The sequence below is a fragment of the Streptomyces niveiscabiei genome (assembly GCF_033794345.1).
Lineage (GTDB): Bacteria > Actinomycetota > Actinomycetes > Streptomycetales > Streptomycetaceae > Streptomyces > Streptomyces niveiscabiei.
This window is the reverse complement of record NZ_JARAYJ010000034.1, coordinates 26,332-46,883: the sequence shown is the minus strand read 5'-3', so window position 1 is coordinate 46,883 and position 20,552 is coordinate 26,332. Positions and strand designations below refer to the sequence as shown.

The following is a 20,552-nucleotide window of genomic DNA, read 5'->3' as shown; positions in this document are numbered from 1 at the left end:
CCGCGAACGCACCCCACCTCGTCGCCCGCGTCCGCGCAGGAGCCCGCTCCGAACGCGGCCACGAGGACCCCGAGAACGGGCCGGCGGAGCGCTGTGGCGCACTTCCGCGGGTGCCGTGCCGCCCGGCGGCGGCGCCCTTGACCCCGTAGCCGTGCCGCACCTAACCTTGCAAAGCTGCGCTGAGGGGCATTTCGGCTGACTCGTGCACGGACCGGCGGTTCGCCGAAGTCCTGGATGCCGCCGACAAGTGAACGCGCTCCGATCCTTCACACCGTGTGGCCGTCCCGGGCCTCCACCTCAGGTGGGCCCCGCCACGACAGCGCCGTCACCCCCAGCCGAAGGAGATCGGCATGGATGCTGAGCCCATTGCGTTAGTAGGGGTCGGATGCACATTGCCCGGCAGGGTTCACGGGCTGGACGACCTGCACACCGTCCTGAGGGAAGGGCGGGACTGCGTCGAAGAGATCCCGCCCAGCCGCTGGGACGTGGACGAGTTCTACGATCCCGACCCCCTGGCCCCGGGCAAGACCTACACCCGCCACGGCGGGTTCGTCGACGACGTCGACCTGTTCGACGCGGCGTTCTTCGGGATCTCGGACGCCGAGGCTGCCCGCATGGACCCGCAGCAGCGCCTGCTCCTCCAGACCGTGTGGCACGCGCTGGAGCACGCCGGACAGAACGCCGACGAGATCAGGGGCAGCAACACCGGCGTGTTCCTGGCCCTCATGAACAGCAACAGCTACTTCATCCTCAAGCACGAGGCCGTGGGCCTGGGCGGCATCACCGCCTACGACTCCATGAGCGACTCGATGAGCATCAGCGCCGGCCGCGTCGCCCACTTCCTCGACCTCAAGGGCCCCTGCCTCACGGTGGACACCGCCTGCTCCGGTTCGCTGGTCGCCATGCACCTGGCCCGGCAGTCCATCCTCACCGGCGAGTGCGACGCGGCCATCGTGGCCGGCGCCAATCTGATCCTCAACCCGCAGGTCCACATCGCGTTCTGCAAACTCGGCCTGTTCTCGCCCAGCGGCCAGTGCCGCTCGTTCGACGCGAAGGCGGACGGCTACGTCCGCAGCGAGGGCTGCGTGGCCGCGCTGCTGCGCCGCGGCTCGCTCGCCGAGGAGCGGGGCGATCCGGTCCTGGCCCACATCGTCGGCACCGCGATCAACCACGACGGCCGCACCCCCGCCCTGACCGCCCCCAACGGCCGGACCCAGGAGGAGGTGATGCGCGCCGTCCTCACCCGCGGCGGCATCGACCCGGCGCAGGTCGGCTACATCGAGGCGCACGGCACCGGCACCCCGGTCGGCGACCCCATCGAGATGGGCGCCATCGCCAACGCCTACGGACGCCCGCGCACCGCCGACCGGCCGCTGTACGTCGGCTCGGCGAAGAGCAACTTCGGACACACCGAGGCAGCCGCGGGACTCCTCGGCGTCCTCAAGGCCGCCCTGTCCCTGCACCGCGAGACCATCTACCCCAGCGTCCACCTCGACCGCCTGAACCCCAAGATCGACCTCGGCGGCGCCGCGGTGGAGATCCCCACCGAGCCGGTGCCCTGGCCCCGGGGCGACGCGCCGCGCCTGGCCGCCGTCAACTCCTTCGGCTACAGCGGCACCAACGCCCACGTCCTGCTGCGCGAAGCCCCGCGACCGCGCCCGCACACCGACGCGGAGCGCCGGCGCCCCGCCGAACTGCTGGTGCTGTCCGCCAAATCCCCGACGAGCCTGGACGCGCTGGCCGACCGCTGGGCGCAGTACCTCGCGCAGACCGACCGGGAGAGCCTCCCGGCCGCCGTGTACACCGCCGCCGCGGGCCGGGCCACGCACCGCCACCGCCTCGCGGTGGCCGGCCGCAGCGGCACCGAGATCGCCGGCGACCTGCGGCTGTGGCGGACCAGGCGCACGCCCTCGTCGGTCACCTCGGGACGCCCGCTCAAGGCGGCCAGGACGGCCTTCGTCTGCACCGGCCAGGGTGTCCAGCACCCCGGCATGGCCCGCGAACTGTACGACCACGAGCCGGAGTTCGCCGCCGCGATCGACCGGTGCGCCGAGGTGCTCGACACTGAACTGCCCGTACCGCTGCGGCAGCTCCTGTTCGAGGAGCAGTCACCGCAGGCGCTCGACGACACACGCCTGGCGCAGCCGGCGCTGTTCGCCGTCGAGTACGCGCTCTGCGCCCTGCTGCGCTCCTGGGGGGTGGTGCCGGACGCGGTCGTGGGGCACAGCATCGGCGAGGTCGCCGCCGCGTGCGTCGCCGGCGTCCTCACGCTGGAGGACGCCGCCCACTTCAGCGCCGTACGCGGCCGGCTCATGGGTGAGCTGCCGCGGGACGGCGTGATGCTCGCCGTCGACGCCGACCCCGGCACGGTGGAGGGCTGGCTGTCCGGGCGCGAGGCCGACGTCTCCCTGGCCGCGGTCAACGGGCCGCGCGCCGTGGTCGTCTCCGGCCGGGCGCAGGCCGTCGACGAGGTGGCGGGCCTCGCCGCGGCGCAGGGCATCCGGGTCACCCGGCTGCGCACCTCCCACGCCTTCCACTCGCCCCTGATGGACCCGGCCCTGCCCGAGCTGGGCAAGGCCGCCGCCATGCTCCGTCCGGCCGCACCGGCGCTCGCGGTGTTCTCCGGCGTCACGGGCGAGGCCCTGACCGGCGCCGAGGGGCCCGAGTACTGGACCCAGCAGGCCCGTCGGCCGGTCCGGTTCCACGACGCCCTTCGCGCGGTGGCAGCCCAGGGCTGCACGACGGTCGTGGAGATCGGTCCCCACCCCGCGCTGCGGACGTACGTGACCGAGGCGTTCGGCACATCCGACGTGACGGTGATCCCCACCCTCCGGCGCGACGGGCGGGACGTACGCAACCTCCTCGCCGCCGCGGGCGCCCTGTTCACGGCGGGTGCCGCGATCGACCTGCCCGCGCTCTACCGGGGCCCGGGCCACCGCCGTACCTCCACCGCCCCGCAGTACCCCTTCCGCGGGGACCGGTACTGGGTGACACCCGACGACGCCGAGCGCGCGACGGCGCCGGCGCCGCGTACGGCGGCACCCGAGCCGGCCGTGCACCGTGTCCACCGGCAGGACGTGCGGCCCGGCACGCCCTGGGTGGACCACCGCATCCTCGGTGCCACCGTGTTTCCCGCCACCGGCTATCTGGAGCTGGCCGTGGACGCCCGCGCCTCGGCCGACGGCTACGGCGCCGCGCCCGTCGAGCTCACCGACGTCCACTTCGTCCGGCCGCTCGTCCTGGCGCCCACCGGGTCCAGCAGCGTACGGGTGGACCTGGCCGCGGAGGGCGCCCCGGCCGACGGCCGCTTCCGGTTCACCGTGGCGGGCGGCGACGGCGACGACGCGCCCCGCTACTGCCACGGGACGGTCGGCCCCGCAGGCGGACACCCCGGCGCCCCCGCCGAGCCCCTTGACGAACTGCGCGCGCAGATGCCCACGGCGCTCGCGCCCGGGCGGCTGTACGGGCTGCTGCGCGAGGACGGCCTGGAGTACGGCGCGAGCTTCTCCACCGTCCGTGAGCTGTGGACCGACGAAGCCGGCGGCCAGGCGCTGGGCCGGATCACCGCCGCTCCCGACGGCGCGGCACGGGCCGGGCACGCCCACCGCTTCGCGACCATGCTCGACGGCTGTCTGCACCTGGCCGCGGCTGCGGCACGCGACGGCGCGGCCAAGGGCACCTACCTGCCGGCGGGCATCGGCCGGATGGTGCTGCACGCACCCCTGCCCGACCAGATCTGGGGCCACGTCCGGCTGAGCGCCGACGCCACCGACACCGCGTTCACGGCGCGCCTGCGCGTCCTGGACGACGCCGGGCACCTCCTCGCGGACCTCGACGGCATCGAGTTCCGGCGCCTGGGCTCGCCGGCCGGCCCCTCGGCGGCCGACAGCCGCTCCCACGAGAGCGGCGAGTCGCGGCGCGAACTGCGCGAACGCGTCGAACCGCTCGCGGCCGGGGAGCGCCGGCAGGCGGTCATCGACTGGCTGACGGTCGAGATCGTCGACACCCTGGGCCGGATGTCGGCGGAGCTGGAGATCGACCTGAGCGACCTCGACCCCTCCCTGGCCCTGCTGGAGATCGGCCTCGACTCGCTGACCATCACCGAACTCCAGCGGCGCATCCAGGAGAAGCTCGACTTCCGCTTCAAGGCCATGGAGGCCCTGGAGTACCAGAGCATCGACGAACTGGCGGAGTACCTCCTCCACCACGTGATCCTCGCGGACCCGGCCGGCGCGGACGCTCCGGCGCGCTCCTGAGCCAGGTCCCTCGCCGCGACCGGCAGACCACATCCCGGCAGATCCCACCAGAGGGGAAGTGCCAGCACCGTGTTGAGCCCCGACTACGTCAACAACTACCTCGACAGCCATCTCGGTGAACGCCAGGTCAACAAGATCCAGCACGGCTTCCCGTCGCCGCGCTACTGGAACGAACTGTCCGTGCCCCTCGACGAGATCGCCGAGGACCGGACCCGCCTGCGGGAGGCGCACGGCACGTCGCCGGTGTTCCTGTACGTCGGCGTCCCGTACTGCATCCAGACCGACCCCGGAAAGTGCGGGTACTGCCTCTTCCCCGTGGAGGAGTTCCAGGGCAACGCCGCCCTGGAGACCTACTACGGGTACGTGGAGCGCGAAGCGGAGATGTACCGGGAGCAGATGCGGGGCTCCGTCCTCGCCGGAGCGTACTTCGGCGGGGGCACCTCCAACCTCTACAAGGGCCCCGTCTACCACCGGCTGATGGACATGGTCCGCCGCCTCTTCCCGGAGATCTCGGAGCAGGCCGACCTCACGCTGGAAGGCATCCCCCAGCTGTTCTCCCGGGAGAAGATGCAGGCCATCCGCGACTCCGGGATGAACCGCATCAGCATGGGCGTGCAGCAGGTCAACGAACGCCTCAACAGCTTCAGCGGCCGCAAACAGACCACCAAGCACGTCATCCAGAGCCTGGAGTGGGCCCGCGAACTCGGGCTGTCCGCCAACGTCGACGTGATCTTCGGCTGGCCGCAGCAGACCGTCGACACGATGCTGGAGGACCTGGAGACCCTGGTCTCCTGGGACGTCTACGACATCACCCACTACGAGCTGAACGTCGGCGGTCCGACCGACTTCGCGCTCAACCGCTTCCACGAACTGCCCAGCACCCTGGCCAACCTGGAGATGTACCGGGCGGGGCGCGACTTCCTGCTCGACCGCGGCTACCAGCAGCTCTCCACGTACAACTTCCGCCGCCCCGGCGATCCCACGGCCCACGACTTCCGCGAGGGCTACACCACCCGCTTCGACCACCTGGACACCCTGGGGCTCGGCTACGCGGCGATCACCTTCTTCGGCAACCCCGCGCTTCCCCCGGGCCGTTCCTGGTCGTTCATCAACCAGCGCAACCTGGCCCAGTACAAGGCGGCGATCGACAGCGGCAGGTTCCCCGTCGAACGCGGCTACCGGCACACCCCGCAGGACTGGCTGATGATGCTGCTCTTCCGCAGCCTCATCAGCACCGAGATCGACCGGACCCAGTACAGCGCCGCCTTCGGGCTCGACGTCTACGACGAGTTCGCCACCGTCTGGGACGCCCTGGCCGAGCGCGGCTACGCCCGGATCACACCGGAACGCATCACGCTGACCGGCGACGGCGCGTTCTACGCGCCGATGATCTCGGCCCTGCTCGCCGAGGACCGCTACCGCGAACTGCGCGAGGAGGCGGCCCGGCGCAAGAAGGAGTCCGGCAGGCCGGCGGCGGCGTCCCGGAGCGGACAGTGACGGACGAGCTCCCCCTGGCGGGGCGCGGCTGCGTCGTCACCGGTGGGTCGCGCGGCATCGGCGCCGCGGTGGTGCGTCTCGCACTGGAACAGGGCGCCGATGTCGTCTTCGGCTACCACAGCGACAAGGACCGCGCCCGCGCCCTCGCCGACGAACTGGGAGCCGCCCACCCCGGGCGGCTCTGCGTCCCGCTGTACGCCCACGTCGCCGACACCGACGAGGCCGAGCGCTTCGCCGTCGCGGCGCTCGGCCACCTGGACCGGTTCGACGTCCTCGTCAACAACGCGGGCGTGACCCGGGACACCACGTTCGCCCGCATGGCGCCGCAGCAGTGGCACGAGGTCATCAGCACCAACCTCGACAGCATGTACGCCGTCACCAGACCCCTGGTGATGCCGCTGGTCAAACAGCGCGGCGGCGCCATCGTCAACATCGCGTCCTCCTCCGGGCTGCACGGCATCCCCGGCCAGACGGCCTACTCCGCCGCCAAAGCCGGGGTGATCGGCTTCACCAAGGCGCTGGCCAAGGAGATCGGCGCCCGGGGCGTCACCGTCAACGCGGTCGCCCCGGGGCTCATCGAGACCGACATGACCGCCGCGATACCGCCGGAGAGGACCGAGTTCCTCAAGTCCCTCATCCCCGGCCACGCCTTCGGCTCCCCGCGGGACGTGGCACACCTCGTCTGCTTCCTCGCCTCCGACCGGGCCCGCTACATCACCGGGCAGGCCATCGAGGTCTCCGGCGGCCTGGTCGTCTAGCGGCTGCTCACCTGGTCCGGGTTCACCGGCATGTCGCGACGCGGACCAGGTCGGCCACTGCACGAAGGCGGCTGTGCGGCGGCCAGGCGATCACCGTCGTCACGGGCGGCGCGTCCAGGACCGGCACGGCGGCGAGGTCCTGGCGCAGGCCGGCGCCGGCCGACTCGGGAAGGACCGCGGTGGTGCGGCCGAGCGCGATCATCTGGAAGAGCTGCGTCAGGTTCCGTACCTCCGTGCCCGGCCCTTGCGGGTAGGTGCCGTCCGGACCGGGCCAGCGGGCCATCGGGAGGTCCGGCAGTGCGGTGACGTCGGCCATCCGGACCTCGGAGCGGCCGCCGAGCGGGTGCGCGGCCGGCAGGACCGCGACCTGTCCCTCGGTGCACAGGACTTCGGTGTCGAGACCGGCCGCCGAGTCGAAGGGCAGGTGCAGCAGCGCCACGTCGGCCCGCCCGTCCCGCAGCAGCCGCTGGTGCTGGTGTGCCTCGCACAGCAGCAGATCGACGGTGGCCGCGCCGGGTTCCCCGGCGTAGGCGGCGAGCAGTTTCGCCAGCAGTTCACCGGCGGTGCCGGATTTCACGGCCAGGACAAGGCTGGGCTGTGCCGCCGCGGCCCGTCGGGTACGCCGCTCGGCCGCGGTCACCGCGCTGAGGATCGCCCGCCCCTCGGCCAGCAGCACGGCTCCGGCCCCGGTGAGCGTGACCTTGCGGCTGGTGCGTTCCAGCAGCGCGATCCCGAGCCGCCGTTCGAGCTGGACGATCGCGCGGGACAGCGGCGGCTGGGCCATCCCGAGGCGCTCGGCGGCCCTGCCGAAGTGCAGCTCCTCGGCGACGGCGACGAAGTACCGCAGCTCGCGTATCTCCATGCGTACAGGCTAATGACGGCAGACGGCCGATCGATACCGTCCGGGTATCGCCGCACCACCGAGCCGGTGTTGGTGCCCGACTGCGGCACAGGCATGCTCGCTGTCGTGAGCGAGAAGACGATCGCGCTGGTCACAGGCGCGAACAAAGGAATCGGGTACGAGATCGCGGCCGGACTGGGGGCGCGGGGCTGGAGCGTCGGTGTCGGCGCCCGGGACGAGCGGCGCCGCCAGGACGCCGTGGCGAAGCTGCGCGCGGCCGGCGCCGACGCGTTCGGCGTACCCCTGGACGTGACCGACGGCGAGAGCGTCACCGCCGCGGCCCACCTGATCGAGGAGCGGGCAGGACGGCTCGACGTCCTGGTCAACAACGCCGGTACAGCCGGCGGCCGGCCGGAGGAACCTACGACCATCGACCTCGACACCGTACGGCGGCTGCTGGAGACCAACGTCATCGGCGTCATCAGGGTCACCAACGCGATGCTGCCGTTGCTGCGCCGTTCCGCGCACCCGCGGATCGTCAACCAGTCCAGCCACGTCGGCTCCCTGACCTTGCAGACCACGCCCGGCGTCGACCTCGGAGGGATCAGCGGGGGCTACGCGCCGACGAAGACCTGTCTCAACGCCGTCACCATCCAGTACGCCAAGGAGTTGAGCGGCACCCACATCCTGATCAACAACGCCTGTCCCGGTTACGTCGCCACCGACCTCAACGGATTCAGCGGGACCCGGACCCCCGAACAGGGCGCGGCGATCGCCATCCGGCTGGCCACCCTGCCCGACGACGGCCCGACCGGCCAGCTGTTCGACGACAACGGGGTCGTCCCCTGGTGAGCCGACCTAGCCATGGCCGTCACTCACGCGCAGGAGGCCCTCCTGGGCGAGGGTGGCGGCCAGGATGCCGTCACGGGTGAAGACCTGGCCGAGGACGAGCCCCCGCCCGCCGGCGGCCACGGGGGTCTCGTGGGCGCACAGCAGCCAGTCGTCCGCGCGGAAGGGGTGGTGGATCCACACCGTGTAGTCGAGGCTGCGGCCACTGGCGTGGAACCACGAGACGCCGTGCCGCACCAGCACGGTCTCCAGCATGGTGACATCGCAGAGATAGACCAGGAGGCAGGCGTGGAGCAGCCGTTCGCGGTCGCCGCCCGCCCCGGGAGGCAACTCGCCCTGGGTGCGCAGCCACACCCGCGTCCGGGCGGACGCCAGCGACGGGTCTTTCTCCACGTCGAAGCTCAACGGCCCGACGAACCGCTGGTCATAGGGCTTGCCGAGGGGTGACACGTACGCGCCGAACGCCTCGGACAGCCGCTCCTCGTAAGTGGGCAGCCCCTCCGGCGCCGGGGCCGCCGGCATGGGGGTCTGGTGGGCGAGGCCGGGCTCGGGCCGGTGGAAGGAGGCGGTCAGGGCGAACACCTCCCGGCCGCGCTGGCTCGTACAGACCCGCCGGGTGGCGAAGGCCGTACTGTCGCGCACCGGCTCGACCCGGTGCTCGAAGGGCGCGTCCGGCAGGGCGGGCCGGGTGAACGACGCGTGCACCGAGTGGACGGCCAGCGCGTCGGACACCGTACGTCCCGCGGCGGCCAGCGCCTGGGCGGCCAGATGCCCGCCGTACACGGGGGCGGACTGCTCCAGCGGGGCCCGCCCGCGGAAGTACGCGCCCTCGCCCCGGCCGGGCACGGCGTCCACATCGAGCAGGCCGAGCAGGTCGAGCAGTGCGTGTCGCTGATCCATGGACCCCCCTCACCTCGGCGTCGCCGTGTGCCGGCCAGTATCGCCAGGCCGGCCCGGCCCATCAACCGAACAGGCCCTGAAGGTGGCCGAGTTGAGCCGCTGACAGGGCGTCAGTCGGTACGGTACCCCGGAGTGACGCCCGGCCGACGATCGGAGGACCCCCATGTCCGACCGCGTCAGAGCCTTGCTGTACCGGCGACGCACGGTCGTGCTCTGGGTGAGCGCGGCGGTTGTCGTCCTGGCCGCGCTCGGCGGCCTGGGCGTGGAGAACCGCCTGGTCCACGGCGGGTTCGCCGATCCCGGCGCCCAGTCCTCCCGTGCCGAGCGCCTGGTGGCCGAGCACTTCCCCGCCGCCGACGACGACCTGGTGCTGCTCCTGCGCGGCGCGGGCCCGGTCGACTCGCAGCGGATGACCTCGGTGGGTACGGAGCTGACGCGGCGCGCGGAGCGCACTCCCGGCGTGCGGGCGGCCACCTCGTACTGGACAGCCGGGCGCGCGCCCGCGCTCCGCTCCCGGGACAGCTCCATCGGCCTCGTCACCCTCTCCCTGCGCGGCGACGAGGACGACCGGGCCAAGACCGCCGAGCGACTGGTGCCCGACATGCGGCGACATGCGCAAGGGCTGACGGTGATGGCGGCCGGCACCGCGCAGGTGCAGTCGGAGGTCGGCGAGCAGACCGCGCACGACCTGCTGTTCGCGGAGGCGATCGCCACGCCGGTCACCCTCGTCCTCCTGCTGCTGATCTTCGGCAGCGCGGTCGCCGCCGCCCTGCCGCTGGTCATCGCCCTGCTGTCGATCCTGGTGAGCCGGGCGGTGCTCAACGCGCTCGCGGGCGCCGTGCCGATCTCGGTGTACTCGATGAACTCCACCACCGCGCTCGGCCTCGGACTCGCCATCGACTACAGCCTGTTCATCCTCGCCCGCTTCCGTGAGGAACTGCGCGGCGGCGCCACGGTCCAGGAGGCCCTGGTGCCCACCGTGCGCAAGGCCGGGCGGACCGTCGCGTTCTCCGCGCTCACCGTCGCCCTGTCCCTCGTCGCCCTCCTGGTCTTCCCCCAGTTCTTCCTGCGGTCCTTCGCCTACGGCGGGATCGCGGTGGTCCTCACGGCCGCCGCGGGGGCGGTCCTCGTCCTGCCCGCACTGCTGGCCGTCCTGGGCCACCGGGTCAACCGCTACGACGTCTTCGCCCGCTGGCGCGGCGCCGCGCCGCCCGCCGCCGCCGAGGCGGGGCGCTGGTACCGGTTCGCGAAGGCGGTGATGCGCCGCCCCGTCCTGTACGGCGGCGCCGTGACCGTCCTGCTGCTGGTCCTGGCGTCCCCCTTCACGCGGGTCTCCTCCGGTCTCTTCGACGACCGTTCGCTGCCCGCCGACTCCCAGGTCCACCGCGCCACGCAGATGCTGCGCGACCGCTTCGACGCCGGGGTGCTGGGCACGGTCCCGGTGGTGGTCCGGGGCACGGGGCCGAGCCTGGACCCCTACGCCCGGGCACTGTCCACGGTGCGGGGCGTCCGGCAGGTGAGCGCGTCCACCGGTTCCTACCAGGGGGGCCGCCGCGTCCAGGAACCCGGCCCGGCTGCCGCCGCCCTGGTGGACGGCGACCTCACGCTGCTCTCCGTGGTCTCGGCGGTGGAGCAGGACTCGTCCGCCGGCACCGAACTCGTCGGCCGCCTGCGGGAGGTGACGCCGCCCGACGGAGCCCAGGGGGTGTGGGTGGGCGGACGGGCCGCCGAGGTCGCGGACAGCACCGCGGCCATCACCCGGGCCACCCCGGCGGCGATCGGCATCGTGGTGGGCCTCTCCCTCGTGCTGCTGTTCCTGTTCACCGGGAGCGTGCTGATGCCGCTGAAGGCGCTGGTCCTCAACACCCTCAGCCTCAGCGCCACGTTCGGGGCGATGGTGTTCGTCTTCCAGGAAGGGCACCTCTCCTTCCTCGTGGGCAGCCCGCTGCACACCGGCACCCTGGACGCGACCATCCCCATCCTGACCTTCTGCGTGGCCTTCGGACTCTCCATGGACTACGAGGTCTTCCTCCTGTCCCGCATCCGCGAGAGATACCTCCTCACCGGCGACAACACCGAGTCGGTGGCCTTCGGCCTCCAGCACACCGGCCGGATCATCACCGCCGCCGCACTCCTCGTCGCCGTCGTCCTGTTCGTCTTCGCGGTCAGCGGAGTGACCCTGCTGAAGCTCCTCGGCGTCGGCCTCGCCCTCGCGGTGATCCTCGACGCGACCCTCGTCCGCGCCGTCCTCGTCCCCGCGTTCATGCGCCTCGCGGGCCGCGCCAACTGGTGGGCCCCCACACCCCTGCGCCGCTTCCACGACCGGGTGGGGCTGCGGGAGGACACCGAGGCGTGACCGGCGTCGCGGGCCGATGAGGGTGCCGGTGGCGACCCTCAAGGTGCCGTCGGTGAAGGAGGCGCCGAGGTGCACGCCGGGGAGCTGAGGGGGCCGCGCCGGCCGAGGCTCAGGCCGCCGGGGTGGCTCTGCGCCGGTACACCAGATACGGCCGCGCGAGATAGCCGACCGGCACGCTCCAGACATGCACGAGCCGGGTGAACGGCCAGACCGCGAAGAGGAGACAGGCGCTCAGCGCGTGGAGCCGGAACAGTGGGGGAGCGTCGGCGATCGCCGACGGCCGGGGTCGGAGTGTGAACACACCCCGGAACCACAGGGAGACGGTCTCGCGGTAGTCGTACCCGGCGCCGAAGACGTTGTGCGCGGCGGTCGCCGCGATGCCCAGCAGGACCGTCGTGGCCAGCAGGGGGAAGAGGAGTCTGTCGCTGCGGTCCGTGGTGAGGCGGATCCTGCGGGCCAGCAGGCGGCGGGCGCACAGCAGGCCCAGCCCGGCGACCATCGCGAGTCCCGCAACCGAACCCAGCCAGACGGCCGCGGTGTGGTACGCGTGCTCGCTCACCCCCGCCGACTCGGTCCACGCCTCCGGGACCGCGAGCCCCACCACGTGCCCGGCGATCACCAGGAAGGCACCCAGGTGGAACAGCGGACTTCCCCAGCGCAGCCAGCGGTGTTCGAGGAGCTGACTGGTGTGGGTGGTCCAGCCGAACTGGTCGTGGCGGTAGCGCCAGACGTGTCCGGCGACGAACACGGCGAGGCAGGCGTAGGGGAAGGCGACCCACAGGAGCAGGCCGGTGGCCGAGACGTTCATCGCCGCTCCCCAGGAACGCGCTCGCCGCCGTCGAAGCCCGGGTAGGGGGCGAGGCCGACCTCCTCGTCCGGCGGTCCCTCGGCGGCGAGCCGCGCCACCGCCGCGCGGTCGGCCTCGGTGGGGGGCGGGAGCAGGGTGAGCAGTGCGGCCAGGACGTGCCGGTACGGGGAGCCGGCGTCGCCGAGGGCCTGGTGGATCAGCTCCAGGCCGCGCCGGTGCTGACGCAGCGGAGCCTCCCCGCCGCGCGGCCCGGCGAGCGCCGCGAACTCCAGGACGACCGGCAGATGGTCGGGCAGCTCACCCTCGCCGACGTCCCAGCCGGCGGCGCGGTAACGCCGGCCCAGGGTCAGCAGCGCCATGCCACGGCGACGGGTGTCGCCGTGCAGGTAGTAGGTGAGGTACAGGCTGCTGCGGCGCCGCAGGTCGAACGTCTCGACGTAGTGCCGCTCCAGGGCCTGCGGCTCCTGGGAGGCGAGCCAGGCGGTGAACGCGCTCAGGTGCCCGGCGGCCGAGGAGGACGGCAACGCCTCGACGGTGGCCGTCAACTCCGCGCGGGCCGCGACGAGTTCACCGTCCGGGTACTGGAGCAGCAGCGAACACAGCCGCAGCAGCAGGGCGCGCGCCCCGGTCTCCTCGGGGGTGAGGCGGCGTACGGCGGCCCGGACCCGGGTGCGGACCATGCCGGTCAGGGTCGAAGGCAGCGGGCTCACGGTCGTCCTCCTCGCAGGGTCGGCATGCCGAGCGGCACCCGGCGATCGCCGGCCGTCTCGACGGGGCAGCGGTCCTCCAGCGCCGCGACGTCCTCCCGGTGCGCGGCCGGAACGACGTACCGGTCCTCGTACTTGGCGACGGCGAGCAGCCGGTGCAGGTCCTCGGCGTCGCGGGGAGTGAGGTGTACGGCGTCGAGGGTGCCGTCGTCGCCGAGGGTGCGCGCCCGCATGGAGGAGCGCAGCGCGGTGAGCTTCATCAGCACCCCGGCGACGACGTCCGTGTCCCCGGCGGTGAACAGTTCGGCCAGGTACTCCAGAGGGATGCGCAGCCGGGTGACGGCCGCGAAGACGTGGTCGGGGTCGTCCTGGTTCCCGCCCGCGCCGGTGACGGCGTCCAGGACCGGGGAGAGCGGGGGGACGTACCAGACCATGGGCAGGGTGCGGTACTCCGGGTGCAGCGGCAGGGCGATGCGGTGGCGGACGGCCAGCTCGTACACGGGGGAGCGGCGTGCGGCGTCCAGCCAGTCCTCGGGGATCCCCGACTCCCGTGCCGCCGCGGTGACGTGGGGGTCGTGGGGGTCGAGGAAGACGCCGCGCTGGGCCTCCAGCAGGTCCCGCGGGTCAGGGGTGGCCGCGGCTTCTCCGACGCGGTCGGCGTCGTACAGGAGCAGCCCCAGGTAGCGCAGCCGGCCGACGCAGGTCTCGGAGCACACGGTGGGCCGGCCGGCCTCGATGCGCGGGAAGCAGAAGGTGCACTTCTCGGCCTTGCCGGTGGCGTGGTTGACGTACACCTTCTTGTACGGGCACGCCGTCACGCACATCCGCCAGCCCCGGCAGCGGTCCTGGTCGACGAGGACGATGCCGTCCTCGACCCGCTTGTACAGCGCGCCGGACGGACAGGCCGCCACGCAGGCCGGGTTGAGGCAGTGCTCGCACAGGCGGGGGAGGTGGAAGAGGAAGGTCTGCTCGAACTCGAACCGCACCTTCTCGGCCCAGGCGCCGCCGAGGTTCGGGTCGGCGCCCGCGATCTCGGGGGCGCCGCCGAGGCCGTCCTCCCAGTTGGCGCCCCAGGTGACGGCGGTGGGCCTGCCGGTGAGGAGGGAGCGGGGGCGGGCGACGGGGAGGTCGGGCCCCGCGGGGGCGGTGACGAGGTTGTCGTAGTCGTAGGTGACGGGCTCGTAGTAGTCGTCGATGGACGGCAGGTCGGGGTTGGCGAACAGCGACAGCAGGCGTTTCACCCGGCCGCCGGAGCGCAGGACCAGACGCCCGCGCCTGTCGAGCGCCCAGCCGCCCTTCCAGCGGGACTGGTCCTCGTAGCGGCGCGGGTAGCCGACGCCGGGCTTGGTCTCGACGTTGTTGAACCAGGCGTACTCGACGCCGGGCCGGTTGGTCCACGTCTGCTTGCAGGTCACCGAACAGGTGTGGCAGCCGATGCACTTGTCGAGGTTCATCACCATCGCCACCTGGGCGAGAACGCGCATGTCAGTACTCCACGTTCTGCGAGCGGCGCCGGATCACGGTGACCTCGTCGCGCTGGTTGCCGGTGGGGCCGTAGTAGTTGAAGGCGTATGTCAACTGGGCGTAGCCGCCCGCGAGATGGGTGGGTTTGACCAGGAGACGGGTCAGGGAGTTGTGGATGCCGCCGCGCCTGCCGCTGACCTCGGTCCGCGGGACGTTCACCGTGCGGTCCTTGGCGTGGTACATGTACACGGTTCCCTCGGGCATCCGGTGGGTGACCACCGCGCGGGCGGCGACGACGCCGTTGCGGTTGTACGCCTCGATCCACTCGTTGTCCTTGACGCCGATCCTGTCGGCGTCGGCGGTGGACATCCAGATGACCGGCCCGCCCCGGGACAGGGCGAGCATGTGGGCGTTGTCCTGATAGGCCGAGTGGATGGACCACTTGGAGTGCGGGGTCAGGTAGCGGACCGTCACCTCGGCGCGGTCGCCGCCGAGTTCCTCGTCGCCGTAGTGCCGGCGGGTGTTCAACGGCGGCCGGTAGACGGGGAGTTGCTCGCCGAGTTCGGCGATCCAGTCGTGCTGGACGAAGAAGTGCTGGCGGCCGGTGAGGGTGTGCCAGGGCTTGAGGTGCTCGGTGTTGATGACGAACGGCGAGTAGCGCCGGCCCCCGGCCTCGCTGCCGGACCACTCGTACGAGGTGAGGACCGCGCGCGGCTGGGTGCGGGTGTCGGCGAAGGTGATGCGCTCGGCCTCGCGCTCGGCGGCCAGCGCCACCAGGCCCGCGCTGCCCGTGCGCTCCTCCAGCCGCCGGAAACCCTCGGTGGCGAGGCGGCCGTTGGTGGTGCCGGAGAGGGCGAGGATCGCCTCGCACATGTCGTTCGCCGTGGCGAGCGAGGGGCGTCCGGCGGCGATTCCGTCGCGTACGGTGCCGTTGCGGCGCCGGAGGCCGTCCAGTTCCCGGTCCGGGTGGACGGTGACGCCCTTGGTGGTGGTGCCGAGGGTGTCGAGCAGCGGGCCGACGGCACGCATCTTCTGCGCTGTCGCGGCGTAGTCCCGTTCGACGACGACCAGCTTCGGCATCGTCCGCCCGGGCACGGGCTCGCACTCGCCGAGCTTCCAGTCGCGTACGACGCCGCCCGGCTGGGCGAGTTCGTCGGGGGTGTCGTGCAGCAGTGGCACCGCGAGGACGTCCGTGCGCGTGCCGAGGTGCTCCTTCGCCAGCTCGCTGAACCGGTCCGCCAGGCCGAGGAAGGCGTCGTAGTCGGTGCGGGCCTGCCAGGGTGGAGGGATGGCCGGGGTGAAGGCGTGCACGAAGGGGTGCATGTCCGTGCTGGACAGGTCGTCCTTCTCGTACCAGGTCGCGGCCGGCAGGACGACGTCGGCGAGCAGGCCCGTCGACGTCATCCGGAAGTCCAGGGTGACCAGCAGATCGAGCTTGCCCTCCGGCGCCTCCTCGCGCCACACCACGTCCTTCGGGCGCCCCTCGGGCGGGGTCTCCTCGGAGCGGACGGCCGCGTCGGTGCCCAGCAGGTGACGCAGGAAGTACTCGTTGCCCTTGCCGGAGGAGCCGAGCAGGTTCGCCCGCCACACGGTCAGCACCCGGGGGAAGTTGGCCGGGTCGTCGGGGTCCTCGGCGGCGAACTTCAGCCGCCCGGCCTTGAGTTCGCCGACGACGTACTCGGCCGGCTCACGTCCCCGCGCCTTCGCCTCGTCCGCCAGGTCGAGCGGGTTGCGGTCGAAGCCGGGGTGGCCGGGCGTCCAGCCGAGCCGGACCGCCTGCGCCAGACAGTCCGCGGTCGCCTTCCCGGCGAACCGTCCCTCGCCCAGCGGCGACGCCAGCTCGTCGGGTCCGAACGCCTCGTAGCGCCACTGGTCGGTGTTGAGGTACCAGTACGAGGTGCCCGCCATGTGCCGGGTGGGCCGCTGCCAGTCGAACGCGAACGCCAGGTGCTGGAGGCCGGTGATGGGACGGATCTTCTCCTGGCCGACGTAGTGCGCCCAGCCGCCGCCGTTGACACCCTGGCAGCCGGTCATCGTCACCAGCGCGAGGAACGCCCGGTAGATGGTGTCCGAGTGGAACCAGTGGTTGGTCCCCGCACCCAGCGCGATCATCGAACGCCCCTGCGTGCGTTCGGCGTTGCGCGCGAACTCCCGCGCGATCCGCGCCGCCTGCACGGCCGGCACCGAGGTGACCGTCTCCTGCCAGGCGGGGGTGTACGGCTGGGAGGCGTCCTCGTACGACGCCGGCCACGCACCCGGCAACCCGGGGCGGTGCACGCCGTACTGGGCCAGCATCAGGTCGAACACGGTCGTCACCAGCCGCCCGCCCACGGTGCGGACCGGCACACCCCGCACCATCGTCGACCCTCCCTCCGTCGGACCCTCGTCGAAGCGGGGGAGCACGACCTCGGCGGTGTCCTCGGCGCGGCCGATCAGGCTCAACTCCGGTACGACGTCCCCGAGATCGAGGTTCCAGCGGCCCCGCCCGGCTTCTCCCCACCGGAAGCCGAGCGAGCCGCCGGGGACCACCGGTTCGCCGGTGGCCCCGTCCAGAAGGACCGTCTTGAACTCGGCGTTCTCCTCCTCGCGGCGGCCGAGATCGGCGGCGGTCAGGAACCCGTCCGGGACGAGTCCCCGTTCGTGCTCGCGCAGGGTCACGAGGAACGGCGCGTCGGTGAACCTGCTCAAATAGTCGCGGAAGTACGGCACTTCGCGGTCGACGAGGAACTCCCGCAGGATCACGTGTCCCATGGCCATCGCCAGCGCGCCGTCCGTGCCCGGATGCGGGGCGAGCCACTCGTCGGCGTGCTTGACGTTGTCGGCGTAGTCGGGACTGACGGCGACGACCTTCGCGCCGTTGTAGCGGGTCTCGGTGAGGAAGTGCGCGTCCGGGGTGCGGGTGACGGGGATGTTCGACCCCCACATGATCAGGTAGCCCGCGTTCCACCAGTCGGCGGCCTCGGGCACGTCCGTCTGGTCGCCGAAGACCTGCGGCGAGGCGATCGGCAGGTCCGCGTACCAGTCGTAGAACGACAGCAGCGTGCCACCGATCAGCGAGTGGAAGCGCGCGCCGGCCGCGAACGACGCCATCGACATCGCCGGGATCGGGGAGAAGCCCGCGACCCGGTCCGGGCCGTACGTCTTGATGGTGTGCACCTGCGCGGCGGCGACCAGCTCGGTCGCCTCGTCCCAGCCGGCGCGGACCAGGCCGCCCCTGCCGCGGGCCCGCTTGTAGGCGCGGGCCTTGTCCGGGTCGCCGGTGATCTCGGCCCAGGCCGCCACCGGGTCGCCGAGCCGCTCCCGCGCCTCGCGCCACAAGGTGAGCAACTCGCCCCGCACGTACGGGTAGCGGACCCGGCTGGGGGAGTACGTGTACCAGGAGAAGGACGCCCCGCGCGGGCAGCCGCGCGGCTCGTACTCGGGGCAGTCCGCGCCGATCGACGGGTAGTCGGTGGCCTGGTGCTCCCAGGTGATGATGCCGTCCTTGACGTACACCAGCCACGAACAGGACCCCGTGCAGTTCACGCCGTGCGTGGAGCGCACCACCCTGTCGTGCGCCCACCGGTCCCGGTAGAAGCCCTCCCAGCGGGCGTCGCCCGTGCCGAACTCCGCGCGGCCGTCGGCCGACACCTCACGGCGGGTCAGCAGCCGCCGCGCCGCGAGGGGCCAGGTCCTTGTGTCGTTCACCATGCCCGGAACGCTAGGCGGGCCCGCCCGACGGCCGCCCGGGGCCGAACGGCCCTGTCACGAGGCCCATCGGCCCCGGTGATCGGGACCGGTCGGAAGGCGCCGGGCCCGGGGCGGTGACGCGAGAGTCGGGGCGCCCCGTACCGCCGGGGCGCCCTGTACAGCCGTGAGGGAAAGGACGGACACCATGCACCGGTCGTCCCCAGCAGAGCACACCGGCCCGGTGGCGGGCAGAGCCTGGCTGATGCTGGCCCTGGCCACCGTCGGATTCGCCGTCAACTTCTGGGCCTGGGCGCTGCTCAGCCCGCTCGGCCCCCGCTTCAAGGACACCCTGCACCTCAGCTCCTTCCAGCAGTCGCTGCTGGTCGCCGTGCCCGTCGTGGTCGGCTCGCTGGGCCGGATCCCCGTCGGGGCGCTCACCGACCGCTACGGCGGACGCGTCATGTTCCCCGCCGTCTCCGCGGCCACCGTCCTGCCCGTGCTCTACCTCGGCCTCGCCGGACACTCCTCGCTGACCGCGCTGCTCGCCGGCGGGTTCTTCCTCGGCGTCGGCGGCACGGCGTTCGCCGTCGGGGTGCCCTTCGTCAACGCCTGGTTCCCGCCCGAGCGGCGGGGCCTGGCCATCGGCGTCTTCGGCATGGGCATGGGCGGCACCGCGATCAGCGCCCTGAGCACCGTCAAGCTGGTCGACGCGCACGGCACGAGGACCCCGTTCCTCATCACCGCCGCCGGCCTCGTCGCGTACGCCGTCCTCGCGGCTCTCGTCCTGCGCGACGCCCCCGGCCGCACGCCGGTGACCCAGCCGCTGGCCCGCACCCTCGCCGACACCCTCCGGCTCACGGTGACCTGGCAGGCGGCGGCCCTGTACGCGGTCGCCTTCGGCGGGTACGTCGCCTTCTCCGTCTACCTGCCGACCTACCTCAAGACCGGCTACGGCCTCGCCCAGGCCGACGCCGCCGACCGGATGGCCGGGTTCGTGCTGCTCGCCGTCGCCATGCGGCCGGTCGGCGGCTGGCTCTCCGACCGGGTCGGGCCCGTCCGCGTCCTCGCGGTCGCGCTCGGCACCGTCCTGGCCGGGGCCTGCGTCCAGTCCCCCGCCCCCGGCCTGGCGCCGGTCGGCACGGTCGCCTTCCTCGCCATGGCCGCCGCGCTCGGAGCGGCCAGCGGCGCGGTCTTCGCGCTCGTCGCCCTGCTGGCACCCGCGGGCAGGATCGGCTCGGTCACCGGGGTCGTGGGGGCGGCGGGAGGACTCGGCGGCTTCGTCCCGCCACTCGTCATGGGGGCGCTGTACGGCGCCTACGGGTCGTACGCCGTCGGCCTGCTCCTGCTGGGTGCGGTCGCTGCGGGAGCACTGATGTTCACGGAGACGGGGGTGCGGTACGCGGTGGGGCGGCGCACGCGGTGAAGCGGGCCGGGACAGGGGATCTCCCCGCCCGGCCCGTGCTCGGCGCGCAGGACACGGCGGACGGCGCATCCGGGGTGAACTCCCGCCACGGGTGCGCCGGTTCGCGTCCTCACCGGTGCGGCACCACCGCCACCGCGCACCCCGCGTGCTGGATCGCGGCGTGCGCGACAGGTCCCGTGCGGTGGGGGAGCCGGTGGCCGACGACCAGGAGGCTCGCGTCGGCCGCCGCGCGCGGGAGGGCCGTGGCGGGCTTGTCCTCGACGACCGTCTCCAGGACCGTCACGCCGGGATACTTGTCGCGCCAGGGGTCGAGGACGGTCCGCAGGAAGCCGAGCCATTCCTCCGCCTGGGCCGGACGGTCCAGGAGCGCGACGTCACCCGGGCCGAGCCCGAGCGCGCCGGAGGCGTTCCAGGCGTACACGGCGCGCAGCCGGGCTCGCCGCAGCCGGGCCGCCTCGAAGGCGAACTCGATGACCTCGTCGCCCGTGCCGGCGACGTCCACGGCGAGCACGACGTCCCGGTAGCCGGTGCACTCGCAAGCAGCGCTGCCGTCGTCCTGCGGGACATGCTCGTCGGGCGCGTCCGCGTCCGCGCGCACCAGCACGACCGGACCCTCCGCCTTCGCCACCACCCCCAGCGCGACCGACCCCACCAGGAACCCGGCGAACCCGCTCCACCCGTGCGACCCCAGCACCAGCGGCCGGGCCCGCCCGGCCTCCCGCAGCAGGGCGGCGGTCGCCGGACCCGCCACCAGTTCGTCGTCGAGCGGCAGTCCGGGGCAGGCGGCCCGGATCCGCTCCTCGGCCCGGCGCAGCGCACGGCGGGCCAGGTGCCGCTGGGCGGCGCCCGCGAGCACGGTGTCGCGCTGACGGGGGTACCGCTCCCCGGCGTGCACCAGCCGCAGCGGCCGGCCCCGCCGGACCGCCTCACGGGCCGCCCACAGCGCTGCGGCCATGCTCTCGTCGGACCCGTCGACTCCGACCACCACGGACTGTTCCATCACGACTCCTCCGGCCGGGCTGCT

13 protein-coding genes are annotated in these 20,552 nt (G+C 73.0%); 6 read left to right on the top strand and 7 right to left on the bottom strand.

Annotated features, from left to right (window positions below):
• The first annotated feature begins 350 nt into the window (after positions 1 to 350).
• The 3 genes from PV682_RS34120 (at position 351) to PV682_RS34110 (ending at position 6,511) form a co-directional block, all read left to right on the top strand.
• Positions 351 to 4,256: a type I polyketide synthase gene (locus PV682_RS34120; protein ID WP_319735629.1), complete on the top strand. Its 3,906-nt coding sequence runs from the start codon at positions 351 to 353 to the stop codon at positions 4,254 to 4,256.
• Positions 4,257 to 4,325: 69 nt separating this feature from the next.
• A complete protein-coding gene (locus PV682_RS34115) occupies positions 4,326 to 5,753 on the top strand; it encodes a coproporphyrinogen-III oxidase family protein (RefSeq protein ID WP_319735628.1) in 1,428 nt (475 codons plus the stop codon).
• Positions 5,750 to 6,511 carry an SDR family oxidoreductase gene (locus PV682_RS34110; protein ID WP_109360940.1) on the top strand — a complete coding sequence of 254 codons (762 nt, stop codon included), beginning with the start codon at positions 5,750 to 5,752 and terminating at the stop codon, positions 6,509 to 6,511. The genes PV682_RS34115 and PV682_RS34110 overlap by 4 nt, the downstream gene beginning before the upstream one ends.
• Before the next feature lie 22 nt (positions 6,512 to 6,533).
• Here the strand turns inward: PV682_RS34110 and PV682_RS34105 are convergent, their stop codons facing one another.
• Positions 6,534 to 7,373 carry a LysR family transcriptional regulator gene (locus PV682_RS34105; protein ID WP_319735627.1) on the bottom strand — a complete coding sequence of 280 codons (840 nt, stop codon included), beginning with the start codon at positions 7,371 to 7,373 and terminating at the stop codon, positions 6,534 to 6,536.
• A gap of 93 nt (positions 7,374 to 7,466) precedes the next feature.
• On the opposite strand from PV682_RS34105, the gene PV682_RS34100 reads away from it, so the two are divergent.
• Positions 7,467 to 8,204 (top strand): SDR family oxidoreductase, encoded by a 738-nt coding sequence (locus PV682_RS34100; protein ID WP_319735626.1) that lies wholly within the window; start codon positions 7,467 to 7,469, stop codon positions 8,202 to 8,204.
• Between the two features lie 6 nt (positions 8,205 to 8,210).
• Here the strand turns inward: PV682_RS34100 and PV682_RS34095 are convergent, their stop codons facing one another.
• Positions 8,211 to 9,101, bottom strand: a complete 891-nt coding sequence (locus PV682_RS34095; RefSeq protein ID WP_319735625.1) for an acyl-CoA thioesterase — start codon at positions 9,099 to 9,101, stop codon at positions 8,211 to 8,213.
• A 163-nt stretch (positions 9,102 to 9,264) separates the two neighbouring features.
• Here PV682_RS34095 and PV682_RS34090 point away from each other — a divergent pair, with 163 nt between their 5' ends.
• The gene (locus PV682_RS34090; protein ID WP_319735624.1) at positions 9,265 to 11,457 is read left to right on the top strand and encodes an MMPL family transporter; all 2,193 of its coding nucleotides are present in this window, start codon (positions 9,265 to 9,267) and stop codon (positions 11,455 to 11,457) included.
• Between the two features lie 109 nt (positions 11,458 to 11,566).
• On the opposite strand, the gene narI is transcribed toward PV682_RS34090, so the two are convergent.
• From narI to PV682_RS34070, 4 genes are read right to left on the bottom strand one after another with little or no spacing between them, the layout of a single operon-like run.
• The gene (gene narI / locus PV682_RS34085; protein ID WP_319735623.1) at positions 11,567 to 12,265 is read right to left on the bottom strand and encodes a respiratory nitrate reductase subunit gamma; all 699 of its coding nucleotides are present in this window, start codon (positions 12,263 to 12,265) and stop codon (positions 11,567 to 11,569) included.
• On the bottom strand, positions 12,262 to 12,975 hold the full coding sequence (gene narJ, locus PV682_RS34080; protein WP_319735622.1) for a nitrate reductase molybdenum cofactor assembly chaperone: 714 nt from the start codon (positions 12,973 to 12,975) through the stop codon (positions 12,262 to 12,264). The genes narI and narJ overlap by 4 nt, the downstream gene beginning before the upstream one ends.
• Positions 12,972 to 14,456 (bottom strand): nitrate reductase subunit beta, encoded by a 1,485-nt coding sequence (narH, locus tag PV682_RS34075; RefSeq protein WP_319735621.1) that lies wholly within the window; start codon positions 14,454 to 14,456, stop codon positions 12,972 to 12,974. Before narH ends, narJ begins: the two co-directional genes overlap by 4 nt.
• A 1-nt stretch (position 14,457) precedes the next feature.
• The gene (locus PV682_RS34070) at positions 14,458 to 18,126 is read right to left on the bottom strand and encodes a nitrate reductase subunit alpha (RefSeq protein WP_319735620.1); all 3,669 of its coding nucleotides are present in this window, start codon (positions 18,124 to 18,126) and stop codon (positions 14,458 to 14,460) included.
• Between the two features lie 184 nt (positions 18,127 to 18,310).
• Here PV682_RS34070 and PV682_RS34065 point away from each other — a divergent pair, with 184 nt between their 5' ends.
• On the top strand, positions 18,311 to 19,528 hold the full coding sequence (locus PV682_RS34065; RefSeq protein WP_319735619.1) for an MFS transporter: 1,218 nt from the start codon (positions 18,311 to 18,313) through the stop codon (positions 19,526 to 19,528).
• A 109-nt stretch (positions 19,529 to 19,637) separates the two neighbouring features.
• On the opposite strand, the gene PV682_RS34060 is transcribed toward PV682_RS34065, so the two are convergent.
• Complete coding sequence (locus PV682_RS34060) at positions 19,638 to 20,528, bottom strand: universal stress protein (protein WP_319735618.1); 891 nt, start codon at positions 20,526 to 20,528, stop codon at positions 19,638 to 19,640.
• Positions 20,529 to 20,552: the final 24 nt, after the last annotated feature.